Below are 15,314 nucleotides of genomic sequence, written 5' to 3'. Positions count from 1 at the left end.
GGGACATCGGCATGACGATCCTGCAGCTCCCCTCCTCGATGAACTGCCGCCTCTGGCAGGTGGACCTGGACGCCGCGCCGGCGCCGCAGGCCGTCGCCGCCCTTTCGGAAGCCGAATGGGACCGCGCCCGGCGCTTCGTCTTCAAGCGCGACCGCAGCCGCTTCATCGCCGCCCATGCCGCGCTGCGCGAGACGCTTTCCTCGCAATGCGGCAGCCCGGCCTCCACGCTGGAATTCGCGCTGGGGCCCTTCGGCAAGCCCGCCCTGATCGAGCACGGCGAGCTGCGCTTCAACCTGAGCCACAGCGAGTCGCTGGCCCTGATCGCAGTCAGCGACGACGCCGAAGTGGGCGTGGACATCGAGCTGCTGCGCCCGATGCCCGACGCCGAGGCGTTGGCCGAGACCTACTTCAGCGCGGCCGAGCGGCGCGCGCTGGCCGCGCTGCCGCAGGAGGCTCGCGGCCGTGCCTTTCTCTGCTGCTGGACGCGCAAGGAGGCCTGCCTCAAGGCCACCGGCATGGGCCTGTCGGTGGACACGCGCAGCTTCGAGGTGGGCGTTTCGCCCGAAGCGCGCGAAGTGCAGATCGACGCCGCGGACGGCTGCGCGCGGCTCGCGCTATCCTCTTTCCACGATGTCCAGGGAGCGCAATGCGCCGTGGCCCGCGTGCTGGCCTGCGGGCCGGCCCAGGCAGCGTGCCGGCCCCTGGTCGACAACGAGATGTACGCATGACCCCCATGCTCTTCGGTCCGGCCTCCCGGCAGCTGTTCGGCCTTTTTCACGCCCCCGAGCGCGACGCGAAGCTCGCGGTGGTGATCTGCATGCCGCTCGGCCAGGAAGCCGTGCGCGCCCACCGGCTGTTCCGCGTGCTTGCCGACCGGCTTGCGCGGGCAGGCGTGGCGGTGCTGCGCTTCGACTATCACGGCAGCGGCGACTCGCCCGGCGAGGACACCGACGGCGACCTCGAGGGTTGGCGCCGCGATGTCTGCGCCGCGCACGAGGAACTGCGGCGGCGCACCGGCAGCCGGAGCATCGTCTGGCTGGGTGCGCGCCTGGGCGCGACCCTGGCGGTGATGGCGGCCAAGAGCGGGCGCTGCGATCCGGCACGGCTGATCCTGTGGGACCCGATCGTGGACGGCGCGCGTTATGTGGACACCTTGCGCGCGGGCCACGTCGATGCGCTGGAGCGCTCGTTCTGCGTGCCGAAGCTGGCCTGGCGCCGCCAGCTGGCCCGCGATCCCGATGTCTTCACCGAGGAGCTCTTCGGCTTCGGCGTGTCGCCGCTGATGCGCGAGCAGCTGCGCGCGCTCTCACCGTCCAGCCTGCAGCTGACGGCGCTGCACGACACGGTGGTCCTGGCCGACGCCGAGGACCAGGCGGCCCGACAATGGGCGGACCAGGAGACGGCCCGCCACATGCCGCTGCGGATCTCGGCCTTCCAGCACCCGCTGGTCTGGACCTCCGATCCGCATCCCAATAACGCGATGGTTCCCACGGAGGCGCTGCAGCGACTGCTGGCGGTCATACATGAGTGAATACAAAGAGACACCCGTTCAGTTCGGACCCGACGGCTCGCTGATCGGCATCATCACGACGCCGGCCGAGGGGCCGCTGGCGCCGGTGGCCTGCCTCATGCTGAACATGGGCGCCAACCACCGCATCGGGCCGCGGCGCATCAACGTCAAGCTGGCGCGAGAGATGGCGTCACGCGGCATCAGCTGCGTCCGCATGGACCTCGCCGGCCTCGGCGACAGCGGGCCCGCCAGCGGCGCCGAGCACTTCCTCACGCAGGCCGTGCTCGACCTTCAGGCGGCGATGAACCTGATCCAGACCATGCTGGGCGTGCGCCGCTTCATCGTGATCGGCCTGTGCTCCGGCGCAACCAACGGCTTGTCGCTGGCGGTGGCCGACTCCCGCGTGGTGGGCCTGCTGATGTTCGACGGCTATGCCTTCCCCGGCCGGCGCGCGCAGCTGGAGCGCAGCTTGTGGCGCGCGTTGGCACTGACCAATCCCGCGGTGATCGGCAAGACGGTGCGCTGGTTGCAGCGCAAGTTCTCTGCCGCTGCTGCAGCCGCCGCCGCGCCGCAGATCTTCGAGCCCGATCCGCCGGAGGTGACCGCCGCGCTGTTCCGCCGCTCGATGACGCAGATCGCGGAGCGCAACGTGGCCGTGCTGCTGCTCTACAGCGGCACCATGCACGTGACCGATCGCAAGCGCGACCAGCTCGGCCCCTTCGCGAAGGAGGCCTTCACCCAGCGCTTCGAGTACCAGTTCATCGGCGAGATCGACCACAGCCTCACTTCGATGGCCTCGCAGCAGATCTTCATCGAAGTGGTGTGCGACTGGGCGCTGCGGGTGGTGCAGGGTGCGCCGGTGACTACTTCCTTGCCGCATGCCGCGGCAACAGCTCGCGCCGGAGGCCAGTTCGCGAGCAGCAGGCCGGCGGTGGCATTGCAGCGCGATCCGGTGATCTGAGATTCCTGCTCGACGAAGTGGTGTGCCCTTGACCCGGTCAGCCCGGGGCGCAGGGCGGTCCATCCCTGGGGAACTCCGATGTGGGAGCGAGCTACTCAGTTCGCGTCTGGACGCTACCGCCCCCCGCCCTTGGCCGGGGCAAGAGGGAGCAAGACCTGCACGCGCGCTCAGGCGGCCGGTCCAGGCGCCACGTGTGCCAGCTTCTCCCCCGGCAGCTCCTGCATCGGCCCGCTGCCGCTGTAGCGGTCCAGCGCCAGGTAGATGGCGGGCGTGATGTAAAGCGTGATCACCTGCGAGAACAGCAGGCCCCCGACCACCGCCACGCCCAGCGGCTGGCGCAGCTCGGCGCCGGCACCCAGGCCCAGCGCGAGCGGCAGCGCACCCATGAGGGCAGCCAGGGTGGTCATCAGGATCGGGCGGAAGCGCAGCCGGCAGGCCTCGCGGATCGCGTCGACCGGCTGCATGCCCTGGGAGCGCTGCGCGTCCAGCGCGAAGTCGATCATCATGATCGCGTTCTTCTTGACGATGCCGATGAGCAGCAGGATGCCGATGGTGGCGATCAGCGTCAGGTCGAAGCCGAAGAGCTTGAGCGAGAGCAACGCACCCACCGCCGCCGAGGGCAGGCCGGCCAGGATGGTGAGCGGGTGGATGTAGCTCTCGTAGAGCACGCCCAGCAGCACGTAGATGACCAGCACCGCAAGCACGAGCAGCACGGCCTGGCTGGCCTGCGAGCTCTGGAACACCGCGGCGTCGCCGCCGTAGCTGGTGATGATCGAGGGCGGAATCTTCAGCTCGGCCTTGAGCCGGTCGATCTTCGCGGTCGCGTTGCCCAGCGGCACGTCGGGTGCGAGGTTGAACGACACCGTCACTGCCTGCAGCTGCCCCTGGTGGTTGACGGAGGTCGGCCCCACCGTGCGCTTGACGGTCGAGAAGGCCGACAGCGGCACCAGCTGCCCCGCCTTGTTGCGCACCGACAGGCGCGACATGTCCTCCTCGAACTGGCGGTCGTCGTCGGCCGCCGAGAGGATCACCTGGTAGGTGTTGCTGGGCGCGTAGATGCTGCCGATCTGGCGGTCGCCGTAAGCGTTGTAGAGCGCGGTGCGCAGGTCGCCCACCGCGACGCCGAGCACGCCGGCCTTGTCGCGGTCGATGTCGAGGGTGGCCTGCAGGCCGCGGTTCTGGGAGTCGCTGGTGACGTCGCGGAAATCGGGGTCGGCGCGCATGCGCTCCATCAGCTTGTCGGCCCAGCCGACGAGGGCGCCTGCGTTCACGCTCTGCAGCGTGTACTGGAAGCGGGCCTTGCTCTGGCGCCCGCCCAGGCGCAGGTTCTGCACCGGCTGCATGTAGACGGCGACGCCCGGGATGTCGCGGAAGCGCTTGCGCAGCTGCTCGAGCACCTGCGGCATCCGCGGCCGCTCGCTGCGCGGCTTGAGCACCGCGAACAGCCGGCCGGCGTTCTGCGTGGCGGTCGGCCCGCCAACGCCGATGAAGGAGTTGACGTAGGCCACGCTCGGGTCGGCCATCAGCGCATCGGCCACGCGGTCTTGCAGGGCCTTCATCGCGGGAAACGAGATGTCCTCGGCGGCCTCGGTCGTGATCTGGATCTGGCCGATGTCTTCCTCGGGGAAGAAGCCCTTCGGGATGGTGACGAACATCCAGGCCGTCAGGACGAAGGTCGCAGCCGCCAGGCCCAGCATGAGATGGCGGTGGTGCAGCGTCCAGTCGAGCGTGCGCATGTAGCTGCCATGCACCCAGCGGTAGCCTCGCTCGAAGGCGCGGCCGATGGCGGTGCCGGGTTCGGGATGCACTTCCTCGTGGTCAATATCGGCCCCCCAGCTCGCCACTTCGTGTGCTTCGCCACCCCCCGAGGGGGAGGCGTGGCCGCCTTGGGGCGGCCCGGCGGCGGCCACGGCGGCCACGCCGCCCTCGCGCGGCTGGTGTCGCAACAGCCGGCTCGCCAGCATGGGCACCAGCGTCAGCGACACGATGGCCGAGACCATCACCGCCAGGCCCACGACCACCGCGAACTCATGGAACAGCAGGCCGATCACACCCGGCATGAAGAAGACCGGGATGAACACCGCCACCAGCGAGATGGAGATCGAGATGATGGTGAAGCCCACCTCGCGCGAGCCGCGCAGCGCGGCAGCCATCGGCTCCATGCCCTTTTCGACGTAGCGCATGATGTTTTCGAGCACCACGATGGCATCGTCCACCACCAGGCCGACCGCCAGCGTGATGCCCAGCAGCGACACGTTGTCCAGGCTGTACCCGAAAGCGTAGAGCAGCGCCACGGCACCGATCAGCGAGATCGGGATGGTGGCGGCGGGGATGAGCGTGGCCACCACGCGGTGCAGGAACAGGAAGATCACCAGCACCACCAGCAGCACGGTGCCCAGCAGCGTGAGCTGCACGTCGTGCACTGCCTGGCGGATGGAGATCGAGCGGTCGTTGACCATGTTGATCTCGACCGACTGCGGCAGCTCGTCGCGGAAGCGCGGCATCAGCGCGCGCACGGCGTCGACCACCTGCACCGTGTTGGCGTTCGGCTGGCGCAGCACCGCGAGCGAGATCGAGCTCTCGCCGTTGAAGCTGCTCGCCGTCTTGACGGACTCGAAGCTGTCCTCGATGGTGGCGACCTCGTCGAGCCGCACCGGCGCGCCGTTGCGCTGGCCGACGATCACCTTGGCGAAGTCGGCGGCCTTGAGCATCTGCTCGTTGGCCTGGATGGTGAGGGTCTGGCGCGGGCCGTCGAGAACGCCGACCGGCGTGTTGGCATTGGCCAGGCGCACCGCGTTGGCCAGCTCGTCGAGCGTGATGTTGCGTGCGTTCAGCAGGTCGGCATCGGCCTTGACGCGCACCGCGAACGCCTTGCGCCCGTAGACCGCGACCTGGGCCACGCCGTCGATGGTGGAAAGCGTGGGCGAGATCAGGTTCTCGGCATAGTCATTCAGCTCCGCGGGATTCATCGAGGGGGAGACCAGCGAGATGAACAGCACGGGCGCGTCGGCAGGGTTGACCTTGCGGTACGAGGGCATCTGCGTCAGCTCGACAGGCAGCTGTCGCTGCGCCCGAAGCAGCGCCGCCTGCACGTCGACGGCGGCGGCATCGATGTCGCGGCTGCTGACGAATTCGAGCGTGATCGAACTCACGCCCTGGGTGTTCGACGAGCTGATCGTCGAAAGGCCCGGGATGGTGGAGAACTGCTTCTCCAGCGGCAGCGCCACCGAGGACGCCATGGTCTCCGGACTGGCCCCCGGCAACTGTGCGTTGACGTTGATGACCGGCGTGTTGTAGCTCGGGAGGGCCGCAACCGGGATCTGGAAGTACGCGAAGATGCCGGCCACCACCGCCGCGGCCGAGAGCAGCACCGTCATCGCGGGACGACGGATGCAGAGCTCGGAGATGTTCATGTGCGCTCCCGCTCCGCCACCACGCTCCCTTTGCCCGGCGACGCGGCGGCCGCGCTGCCGGGCGCTGCCTCGGGCGCGTTGCCGTTGGGGCGCTGCTGCGGCTGCGCTGCGGTGTCGAGCCGCACCTTGCCACCCGGGCGCACGTTCTGCTTGCCCTCGATCACCACCTGTTCGCCGGGCTCCACGCCGCGCACCGCGACCTGCGTGCCGAAGGTGTACAGCGCCTGGACCTTGCGGCGCGTGGCCGTCCGCTCGGCATCGACCACGTAGACCGAGCTGCCCTCGGCCAGCATCATGATCGCGGCCGCGGGAACCACGGTGGCGCCCTCGAGCGTGCGCACGGTCACGCGAGTCTCGACGAACTGGCCCGGCCAGAGGCCCTGGTCGGCGTTGTCGAACACGGCCTTGGCACGCACGGTGCCGATCAGCGGGTCGACGGTGTTGTCGACGAAGTTGAGGGCACCCTTCATCGGCGTCTTGCGCCCGCTCACCAGCGCCTCGACCGGCGTGTGCGAGCGCGCCGCGGCCAGCAGGTCCTGCAGCCTGCCTTCGGGCACCGGGAAGCTGACCGCGATCGGGTCGAGCTGGGTGATGGTCACGAGCGACAGGCTGGGCTGCACCAGCGTGCCAGGGTAGATGTTGATCGCGCCGATGCGTCCGGCAATGGGTGCGCGCAGCGTGGCGTAGCCCAGCGCCACCTGGGCCGATTGCACCGCGGCTTTGTCAGCCGCCACGGCAGCGCGCTGCGCCTCGAGCTGCGAGAGCGTGGCATCGGCCGCGGCCTTCGCGATGAAGTTCTGCGCCACCAGTTCCTGGCTGCGCCGGTACTGGCGCTCCAGGTCGGCCATCGTGGCCTCGTCCTTCTGCTGCTGGGCGCGGGCCTTGGCGAGGTTGGCCTGGTCGGGGCGGTCGTCGAGCGTGAAGAGCAGTTGACCTTGCTTGACGAACTGGCCCTCCTTCACGTGCACCTCGCGCACTGTGTTCGTGACCTGCGGGCGCAGGTCCACGCTGTTGAGCGAGACCACGCTGCCGTTGACCTGCACGGTGACCGGAACGTCCTGCTTCTGCGCCGCCGCCAGCGTGACCAGGGCCGGCGTGGCGGCGCCCGGACCGGCGCCCTTGCCGGGCGCGGAGGCGCTTCCGGCGGCGGGCGCGCCTGTGTGCGCCACGTCCTGCGTCCTGTTTCCCGCCCAGCGCCACGCGCCGGCTGCGGTCAGGATCAGCACACCCGCAAGGGCGAGGACGAATTTCTTGTTCATGAGCACTTCTGGATTGGTAGAAAGCCGGCCGCTGTTTTTTGGCGCGCACTTTTGCCTGACATTTGCTATTGGAGCAGGGGTCAGGGACTGCCGTCCATCGGTGCCGTAAAGATAAGTAAAGCGGGTATGAAGCACCGCACGGAAGGCGCTCCGATCTCGGGGAAGCGCCGGAAGCGCGCCGCTAGAATCGCCGCTGCCCCACAGCCTCTGGATGAACACCATGAACCGCTGCAACATCCCTTGGACTGCTCTCTTTCTGGCAGCCATGTGCGCCGTCACCGCACCCGCTGCCGCCCAGGAGCCCGTCCAGACCCAGAACGAGGCCGCCCTCGGCGGTCGCAACTTTCCCATCGGCACCCTGCGCGGTCGCTTCATGGTCGTGAATGCGCCCGAGATCCAGCTCGACGGCCAGTCCGAGCGGCTCTCGCCGGGCGCACGCATCCGCAGCGCTCAGCAGATGCTGGTCATGCCGGCCGCCCTCACTGGGCAGAACCTGCTGGTCAACTACAAGCGCGATCCTGCCGGCATGGTGAGCGAGGTCTGGATCCTCACGCCCGAGGAAGCCCAGGCCAAGCGCGAAACTGCCGAGAAGCCGCTGCTGAACTTCTGGCCCTTCGTGGCCGACACCGGCCCGCGCGACGACGGCAAGACGCCGTTCGACCAATTGCCGCGCTACGGCCAGTAGCTCTCGAATTCCGGGTACCGGGTGCGTTTCCTGGTTCCCTTTTCTTCTTCTCGGAATCCATGCACCCAGCAGCCGGATGTCCGCTTTCCGACGGCACCACCACGGAGCCCCTCATGACCCCCAGAGTTTTCATCAAGACCTTCGGCTGCCAGATGAACGAGTACGACTCGGACAAGATGGCCGACGTGCTGCGCGCCGCCGACGGCTACGAGCCCACCACCAACGTCGAAGAGGCCGACCTGATTCTCTTCAACACCTGCTCGGTACGCGAGAAGGCCCAGGAGAAGGTGTTTTCCGACCTCGGCCGTGTCAAGCACCTCAAGGCGCGCGGCGTGAAGATCGGCGTCGGCGGCTGCGTGGCCAGCCAGGAAGGTGCGGCGATCATCGCGCGCGCCCCGTACGTCGACGTGGTCTTCGGCCCCCAGACGCTGCACCGCCTGCCCGAGCTGCTGCACCAGCGGGAGCGGGCCGGCCAGCCGCAGGTGGACATCAGTTTCCCGGAGATCGAGAAATTCGACCACCTGCCGCCAGCACGCGTCGAAGGCGCGACCGCCTTCGTGTCGATCATGGAAGGCTGCTCCAAATACTGCAGCTACTGCGTGGTGCCGTACACGCGCGGCGAGGAGGTGAACCGGCCGCTGGACGACGTGCTGATCGAGGTCGCCGGCCTCGCCGACCAGGGCGTTCGCGAGGTCACGCTGCTGGGCCAGAACGTCAATGCCTACCGCGGCCGCATGGGCGACACGACCGAAATCGCCGACTTCGCGCTGCTGATCGAGTACATCGCCGAGATCCCCGGCATCGAGCGCATCCGCTACACCACAAGCCATCCCAACGAGTTCACGCCCCGCCTGATCGAGGCCTATGCCCGCGTGCCCAAGCTGGTGAGCCACCTGCACCTGCCGGTGCAGCACGGCAGCGACCGCATCCTGATGGCGATGAAACGCGGCTACACGGCGATGGAATACAAGAGCACGGTCCGCAAGCTGCGCGCGATCCGCCCCGGGCTCTCGCTGAGCAGCGACTTCATCGTCGGCTTCCCCGGCGAGACCGACGCGGACTTCGAGAAGATGATGAAGCTGATCGACGAGCTCGAGTTCGACAACAGCTTCAGCTTCATCTTCAGCCCGCGACCCGGCACGCCGGCGGCGCAGTTGCACGACGACACCACGCACGACATCAAGCTTGCGCGACTGCAGCGGCTGCAGGCCGTGGTCGACGGCAACGTCAAGCGTTTTGGCCAGGCGCTCGTGGGCACGACACAGCGCGTCCTCGTCGAAGGCCGCTCGCGCAAGGATGAGAGCGAGCTGATGGGCCGCACCGAGTGCAATCGGGTGGTCAATTTCGAGGGCGATCCGCGCCTGGCCGGCCGCATGATCGACGTGCGCATCACCCGTTCGCTGGCCTACACGCTGCGCGGCGAGGTGCCCACTGCGGAATCGACCGCGTCACCGGCCGGCCTCGCCGCGCCAGCGGCCTGATGGCGAGCCTGAAGTCGGCGCGCGGCTCGTTCCAGCAGTTGCTGTTGTTCGCGTTCCTGCTGATCACGGCGCTGCTGGTGGGCGTGGCCCTGCGCTCGGTGTTCCAGTACGACGTGCTGATGACCCAGAGCCGCAACGCAGCGGGCCGCGCACTCACGCTTTCGGGCGCGGCGCAGTCCCTGGCCGAGCGCAGCGCCGCGATGGAGCGCGCCGGGCGCCAGTCGCTGGTGCTCAACGATGCGGTGCTGCGCCGCCGCTTCGACGACGCAGCCCGCGACGCACACCACGCGCTCGACCGCCTGGGCGCGAACGGCCTGCCCGCCACCGGCCTCGATCTCTGGCGGGCGCAGCTCGCCGTGATCGAGGGCTTGATGAGCGGCGCGTCCGAGACCGCGCTCGCGCGGGAGAGCTCGATGGCGATGCAGTTTCGCGACCTCGACGCGCTCAACACCAACATCGCCCAGCAGGCCCAGATCCTGATCGAGGCGCAGAACAACGCACTGGCGCAGCGCATCGAGAACGCACGCCGGCGGCTGATGCGCGAAGTGCTGGCCGCCAGCGCACTGGCCGTGGCGCTGGCGCTGGCCTTCGGTGTGTGGCTGGCGCGGCCCTTGAAGCGGCTGCAGCGCGCGATCGTCGGGCTGGGCGAGAACCGGCTCGACGAGCCGATCGACATCCGCGGGCCGGCCGACGTGCGCCGCATCGCGCAACAGCTCGAATGGCTGCGGCTGCGGCTGACGGAGCTGGACGCCGACAAGGCACGCTTCCTGCGCCACGTCTCGCATGAGCTCAAGACCCCCCTGGCGGCGCTGCGCGAAGGCGTCTCGCTGCTGGAGGATGGTGTGACCGGCGCGCTGAACCCGGCTCAGCGTGAAGTGGCGCAAATCCTTCAGCAGAACACGGTCGCGCTGCAGGGACAGATCGAAGCCCTGCTGCGCTTCAATGCGGCGGCGTTCGAGGCGCGCGAGCTGCGTCGACAGCGCACGCCGCTGCTGCCGCTGATCGAGGAACAGATCGAGGCCCAGCGCCTGCAATGGCAGGCCAGCGGGCTCACGGTGAGGGCCGAAGGCGAGCCGATTGCGGTGGTGGTCGATCCGGTGAAGCTGGGCACTGCGGTGGCCAACCTGCTGTCCAACGCGATCCGCTATTCGACACGCGGCGGCACCATCGCGATCACCGTATCGAGCACGCCCGACATCGTCTGCATCGACATCCAGGACGCCGGGCCCGGCATCGCCGAAGGCGACCGCGACCGCATCTTCGAGCCCTTCTACCGCGGCGAGCGCCAACCCCAGCATGCCGTCAAGGGAACTGGCATCGGGCTGTCGATCGTGCAGGAGTACATTGCAGCCCATGGCGGTCGCATCACGCTGCTGCCGGAGGGACCCGGGGCGCGCTTCCGAATCGAGCTGCCGCGCTCCACCTGACCACAGCCCCCCTTCAAGCGTTTGCTCCGACCCATGCTCTTCAGTCCGATCGCTCGCAGATCCGCATTCGCCATGACCGTCCTCGTCATGCCGCTGCTGCTCGCTGCATGCGCCGCCCCGCTCAAGCCCCCGCCGGAACCAGTGGCCGTGCGGCCGCCGCCACCGCCTCCGCCCCCGCCGCCGCCTGTGCAGCCGGTCGAGGCCGAACCGATGGCGCCGGCCACGCAGCCGGCGCTGGTCTTCACTCAGCTCACGCAGGGCCCGGTGGCCGCCCTGCTCGGTTACGCCGACAAGGTGCGCCCTCTTGGCGGCAACGAGCTTGCCAACGAGATTTCACGCCTGGGTGAGCCGGGCGAGCAGCCCCTGGTGCAGATGCAGCTGGCACTGCTGCTCTCGCAAACGCGCGTGCCGGCCGACCTCGCGCGGGCGCTTGGCCTGGTGCAGCGCGTGATCGCGAATTCGGCGAGCGAAGCCCAGCCCCTGCACCCGCTTGCCCGGTTGCTGGCGGCGCGCTACCAGGAGCAGCGACGCGTCGAGGACGAGCGCGACCGGCAGGCGCAGCAGGTGCGAGACAGCCAGCGACGCATCGACCAGCTGAGCGACCGCATCGAGGCGCTGCGTGCCATCGAGCGCAGCTTCTCGCGCCCCAACAGCCCGCCACCACCGGTCGCGCCGGCGGCTCCGAAGCCCGCACCATGAACAATTCCGGCCCCGCCAAGGAATCGGCCAGCCCGCCCGGCGCCCGCCTGCTGGTGGTAGACGACGACGCGGACATGCTGCGCCTGCTCTCGATGCGGCTGACGGGCGCCGGCTACCAAGTCACCGCCGTGACCTCGGCCGAGTCGGCACTGACGCAGCTCGAGATCGAGCATCCCCAACTGGTGTTGAGCGATGTGCGGCTGCCAGGCCGCGATGGCCTGCAGCTCTTCGACGAGATCCGCAAGCGCCACCCCACGCTGCCGGTGATCCTGCTGACTGCGCACGGCACCATTCCCGACGCGGTCGAAGCCACGGCTCGCGGTGTCTTCACCTATCTCACCAAGCCCTACGACGCCCGCGAGCTGCTCGACAAGATCGCGCAGGCGCTGGCGCTCGGTGCGCCGGCTCCCAGCGGCGGGAAGGGCATCGACGAGAGCTGGCGCTCGGAGATCGTGAGCCGCAGCAATCGCATGGCCGAGCTGCTGGCCGAGGCCCGGATGGTGGCCAAGTCCGATGCCAGCGTGCTGCTGCGCGGCGACAGCGGCGCCGGCAAGGAACTACTCGCCCGCGCCATTCATCGAGCCAGTGCGCGCGCCGAGAAGCCCTTCGTGGCGGTCAACTGCGGCGCCATTCCCGAGGCACTGTTGGAGTCAGAGCTGTTCGGCCATGTGAAGGGCGCCTTCACCGACGCCGTGGCCAATCACAAGGGACTGTTCCAGCAGGCAGACGGCGGCACCCTGCTGCTCGACGAGATCGGCGACATGCCGCCGGCGTTGCAGGTCAAGCTGTTGCGGGTGCTGCAGGAGCATGCGGTGAGGCCGGTGGGCTCGACCCAGTCCATTGACGTCGACGTGCGGATCATCTCCGCCACCCATCGCGACCTCGATGCCGCCATGGAGGCCGGGCAGTTCCGGGAGGACCTGTACTACCGTCTCAACGTCGTGACGCTCCAACTGCCGCCGCTGTCGGCGCGGCGCGAGGACATCCCGCTGCTGGCCAATCATTTCCTGAATCGGCTGTCGAGCAAGTACGGCAAGCGCCTGTCGGGCTTCGCGCCCGAAGCGCTCAAGGCGCTCACCATGGCGCCTTGGCCGGGCAATGTGCGCCAATTGTTCAACGTGGTCGAGCAGGTCTGTGCACTGTCCAGCTCGCCGCTGATTCCCCTGGCGCTGGTGCAACGGGCACTGCGCTCGCCCAGCGTTGAGGTCCAGACCTATGCAGAGGCCAAGCAGCGCTTCGAGCGCGAGTACCTGGTCGGCCTGCTCAAATTGACCGATGGCAACGTGGCCGACGCGGCACGTCTGGCGGATCGCAACCGCACGGAGTTCTACCGGCTGCTGCAGAAGCATCAACTCACACCTGGGCACTTCAAATCCGATGCCGCGTCGCCGGGCGGCGATGCGTCGCTGACGAGCGACAACCCTAAGTAGTTGATTTTGCTGCGAATTAACGCAGGCTTTACCGAGGCTGTCGGGAACCGGCGACAGATTCGGGGTTTTTGGTGGCCTTTTGGTTTCAAAAACCGCCCCGGGGACTGCCGATCAGGCGCAAGCCCTTGATCTAAAAGGCTTTTTCGAGGCTGGCACGGGGTTTGCCCTAAGAAGGGCATGACAGCACTTACCAGCCCATCTTTCGCACTGCGTCCGCAGCGCGACGGCCTGCGTCAAAAGCAGTTTTCCCTCTCGCGGTCCCGCGCCGCGGGTCATCCGCCTGCTGGCCTGAGCAACGCCGGCGGCGCGGCACCGGACTGTGTCTTCAAGCGTCTTCCGGCGATTGGCGACACCCCTTCCGTCGACAAGCAACGTTGATGAGCCGCACATGAAGCCCAACGATTTCTCCCAGCTCAACGTTCTCACCGAGGCGGATTTCTCCCGCCGCAGCGTGCTGCGTGAAGAACGCCATCCCAACTCGGTGACAGCGCCGCCGATCAACCGCGGCTCCATGGCCCCACGCCCCTGGCGCGGCTTTTGGAACAGCATCGGCACGGCACTGCTGGTCAAGCTCGGCGCCGGCGGCAAGGCCGCAGCCGGCGCATCCCACGCGCCGCGACGCTCGCAGGCGTGGGAACGCGCGGCCCAGCAACGCCGCATGGCCTTCATGGCGCTGACACTGTTCAGCACGGTCGTGGCCTCCACGCTGTTCGCCCGCGTGCAGCCCGACTACGACAACCTCTGGCTCGAATACAGCCAGATCGCGCTCTACGGTCTGCTCTCGGGCTGGGTGGTGACCGGCTTCGTGACTGCGCTCATGGGCTTTTACGTCGCTGTGCGCGGGGACAAACACGCGCTATCGGCCAAACAGGTCGCCGACCACCCGATGAACCCGGAAGCGCGCACGGCGATCATCATGCCGATCTGCAACGAGGACGTGGCCACGGTCTTTGCCGGCCTGCGCGCGACCTGCGAATCGGTGGCCGCGACCGGTCATGCGCGGCAGTTCGACGTCTTCGTGCTGTCCGACAGCTACACGCCCGAGGTCGCCGCCGCCGAGCGCGCCGCCTGGGAAGATCTGCGCGCCGCGTTGGCCGACAGCCCGAACCAGCCGCAGGTCGAGGTGTATTACCGCCTGCGCAAGCGCCGCACCCACCGCAAGGCCGGCAACGTGGCCGACTTCTGCCGCCGCTGGGGCAAGGACTATCGCTACATGGTGGTGCTCGATGCCGACAGCGTGATGAGCGGCGACTGCCTGACGTCGATGGTCAAGCTGATGGAGGCCAATCCGACGGCCGGCATCATCCAGACCGCGACGCAGGCCATCGGCCACGTCACCCTGCACGCTCGCGCCCAGCAGTTCGCCTCGCGCGTGACGGGCCGCCTGTTCACGCTGGGCATGCAGTTCTGGCAACTCGGCGAGTCGCACTACTGGGGCCACAACGCCATCATCCGCGTCGAGCCCTTCATGCAGCACTGCGCGCTGGCACCGATCAAGGGCACCGGCGGCATGTCGGGCGGCATCATGTCGCACGACTTTGTCGAGGCTGGGCTGATGCGCCGCGCCGGCTACCACGTGTGGCTGGTTGCCGACCTGGTCGGCAGCTACGAGCAGCAACCGCCGGACCTGCTGGCCGAGCTGCAGCGTGATCGCCGCTGGTGCCAGGGCAACCTGCAGAACGCTCGCCTCATGGCCGAGCCCGGCCTGCACCCGGTGCACCGCGCGATGTTCGTTACCGGCACCATGGCTTATGCCTCCGCGCCGATGTGGCTTGCGTTCCTGACACTTGGCACGGCTCTGTGGCTCACGGGCTCGAGCGTGGTCGCGCATTGGCTGGCAATGCCGATGGAACTGGCCGGGCTCTGGCTGTGGACCTTGTGCCTGCTGTTCCTGCCGCGCATGCTCGGCATTGCAGCGGTGGTGCTGCGTCGCGAGCAGCGCCAGTACGGCGGTGTCGGCGGCCTGCTCAAGAGCGCGGCACTTGAAAGCGCGCTGGCCATCGTGCAGGCGCCTGTGCGCATGCTGGCCCACTCGCTGTTCGTGGTAGTGGCGCTTACCGGCATCAAGCTCGACTGGAAGTCGCCGCCTCGGGAAGCCGCCGCCGTGCCGTGGCGCATTGCTTTCAGCCAACTCGCGCCGATGTCGCTGGTCATTGCCGCCCTGGCGGTGGGCATTGCGCTGATCGACGCCAGCGCGCTGGTCTGGCTGATGCCGGTTGGACTGCCGCTGCTGCTGGCCATCCCGCTGACCGTGCTGACCAGCCAGATCGCGCTCGGCAATGCAATGCGCGACCGCGGCTTCCTGGTGATTCCCGAGGAGTCGCGTTCCCCGGCGGTGTTGCGCAGGGCGTGGATGCACGCTGTGAGGCTGGCACGCGCCTGACGGTTCGCCGCCCATGAAAAAGCCCGCTCGATCAGCGGGCTTTTTCTTTGCGCCTCACCGCGAAGG

Annotated in this window: 11 protein-coding genes; 9 read left to right on the top strand and 2 right to left on the bottom strand. The window is 68.4% G+C overall.

Annotated elements, in window-relative coordinates:
• Positions 1-11: 11 nt before the first annotated feature.
• Genes G3W89_RS04970 through G3W89_RS04960 form a run of 3 tightly spaced genes read left to right on the top strand, consistent with a single transcriptional unit; the run spans position 12 to position 2,471 of the window.
• Complete coding sequence (locus G3W89_RS04970) at positions 12-728, top strand: 4'-phosphopantetheinyl transferase family protein (RefSeq protein WP_162573057.1); 717 nt, start codon at positions 12-14, stop codon at positions 726-728.
• Complete coding sequence (locus G3W89_RS04965; protein ID WP_162573056.1) at positions 725-1,531, top strand: serine aminopeptidase domain-containing protein; 807 nt, start codon at positions 725-727, stop codon at positions 1,529-1,531. The genes G3W89_RS04970 and G3W89_RS04965 overlap by 4 nt, the downstream gene beginning before the upstream one ends.
• Complete coding sequence (locus tag G3W89_RS04960) at positions 1,524-2,471, top strand: alpha/beta hydrolase (protein WP_162573055.1); 948 nt, start codon at positions 1,524-1,526, stop codon at positions 2,469-2,471. Before G3W89_RS04965 ends, G3W89_RS04960 begins: the two co-directional genes overlap by 8 nt.
• Before the next feature lie 167 nt (positions 2,472-2,638).
• On the opposite strand, the gene G3W89_RS04955 is transcribed toward G3W89_RS04960, so the two are convergent.
• Positions 2,639-5,884 (bottom strand): efflux RND transporter permease subunit, encoded by a 3,246-nt coding sequence (locus G3W89_RS04955; protein WP_162573054.1) that lies wholly within the window; start codon positions 5,882-5,884, stop codon positions 2,639-2,641.
• On the bottom strand, positions 5,881-7,143 hold the full coding sequence (locus G3W89_RS04950; protein ID WP_162573053.1) for an efflux RND transporter periplasmic adaptor subunit: 1,263 nt from the start codon (positions 7,141-7,143) through the stop codon (positions 5,881-5,883). Before G3W89_RS04950 ends, G3W89_RS04955 begins: the two co-directional genes overlap by 4 nt.
• 220 nt (positions 7,144-7,363) lie before the next feature.
• Here G3W89_RS04950 and G3W89_RS04945 point away from each other — a divergent pair, with 220 nt between their 5' ends.
• The 6 genes from G3W89_RS04945 to mdoH all read left to right on the top strand — a co-directional run bounded on the left by G3W89_RS04945 (position 7,364) and on the right by mdoH (position 15,248).
• Positions 7,364-7,828, top strand: a complete 465-nt coding sequence (locus tag G3W89_RS04945) for a hypothetical protein (RefSeq protein WP_162573052.1) — start codon at positions 7,364-7,366, stop codon at positions 7,826-7,828.
• Positions 7,829-7,941: 113 nt separating this feature from the next.
• On the top strand, positions 7,942-9,309 hold the full coding sequence (miaB, locus tag G3W89_RS04940) for a tRNA (N6-isopentenyl adenosine(37)-C2)-methylthiotransferase MiaB (RefSeq protein ID WP_162573051.1): 1,368 nt from the start codon (positions 7,942-7,944) through the stop codon (positions 9,307-9,309).
• Positions 9,309-10,736 (top strand): sensor histidine kinase, encoded by a 1,428-nt coding sequence (locus tag G3W89_RS04935; protein WP_162573050.1) that lies wholly within the window; start codon positions 9,309-9,311, stop codon positions 10,734-10,736. Before miaB ends, G3W89_RS04935 begins: the two co-directional genes overlap by 1 nt.
• Positions 10,737-10,808: 72 nt before the next feature.
• The gene (locus tag G3W89_RS04930) at positions 10,809-11,435 is read left to right on the top strand and encodes a hypothetical protein (RefSeq protein ID WP_332107432.1); all 627 of its coding nucleotides are present in this window, start codon (positions 10,809-10,811) and stop codon (positions 11,433-11,435) included.
• Positions 11,432-12,865: a sigma 54-interacting transcriptional regulator gene (locus tag G3W89_RS04925; protein WP_162573048.1), complete on the top strand. Its 1,434-nt coding sequence runs from the start codon at positions 11,432-11,434 to the stop codon at positions 12,863-12,865. Before G3W89_RS04930 ends, G3W89_RS04925 begins: the two co-directional genes overlap by 4 nt.
• 388 nt (positions 12,866-13,253) lie before the next feature.
• Positions 13,254-15,248 carry a glucans biosynthesis glucosyltransferase MdoH gene (gene mdoH, locus G3W89_RS04920; RefSeq protein ID WP_162573047.1) on the top strand — a complete coding sequence of 665 codons (1,995 nt, stop codon included), beginning with the start codon at positions 13,254-13,256 and terminating at the stop codon, positions 15,246-15,248.
• Positions 15,249-15,314 lie beyond the last annotated feature (66 nt).

The organism is Variovorax sp. PBL-H6 (assembly GCF_901827155.1).
In the GTDB taxonomy this organism is placed as follows: domain Bacteria; phylum Pseudomonadota; class Gammaproteobacteria; order Burkholderiales; family Burkholderiaceae_C; genus Variovorax.
This window is presented reverse-complemented; position numbering and strand designations above follow the sequence as displayed.

Coding starts and splice junctions, on each gene's coding strand:
- G3W89_RS04960 (WP_162573055.1), top strand. CDS start 1,524: ATGAGTGAATACAAAGAGACACCCGTTCAGTTCGGACCCGACGGCTCG.
- G3W89_RS04945 (WP_162573052.1), top strand. CDS start 7,364: ATGAACCGCTGCAACATCCCTTGGACTGCTCTCTTTCTGGCAGCCATG.
- G3W89_RS04965 (WP_162573056.1), top strand. CDS start 725: ATGACCCCCATGCTCTTCGGTCCGGCCTCCCGGCAGCTGTTCGGCCTT.
- G3W89_RS04935 (WP_162573050.1), top strand. CDS start 9,309: ATGGCGAGCCTGAAGTCGGCGCGCGGCTCGTTCCAGCAGTTGCTGTTG.
- mdoH (WP_162573047.1), top strand. CDS start 13,254: ATGAAGCCCAACGATTTCTCCCAGCTCAACGTTCTCACCGAGGCGGAT.
- G3W89_RS04955 (WP_162573054.1), bottom strand. CDS start 5,884: ATGAACATCTCCGAGCTCTGCATCCGTCGTCCCGCGATGACGGTGCTG.
- G3W89_RS04930 (WP_332107432.1), top strand. CDS start 10,809: ATGACCGTCCTCGTCATGCCGCTGCTGCTCGCTGCATGCGCCGCCCCG.
- G3W89_RS04970 (WP_162573057.1), top strand. CDS start 12: ATGACGATCCTGCAGCTCCCCTCCTCGATGAACTGCCGCCTCTGGCAG.
- miaB (WP_162573051.1), top strand. CDS start 7,942: ATGACCCCCAGAGTTTTCATCAAGACCTTCGGCTGCCAGATGAACGAG.
- G3W89_RS04925 (WP_162573048.1), top strand. CDS start 11,432: ATGAACAATTCCGGCCCCGCCAAGGAATCGGCCAGCCCGCCCGGCGCC.
- G3W89_RS04950 (WP_162573053.1), bottom strand. CDS start 7,143: ATGAACAAGAAATTCGTCCTCGCCCTTGCGGGTGTGCTGATCCTGACC.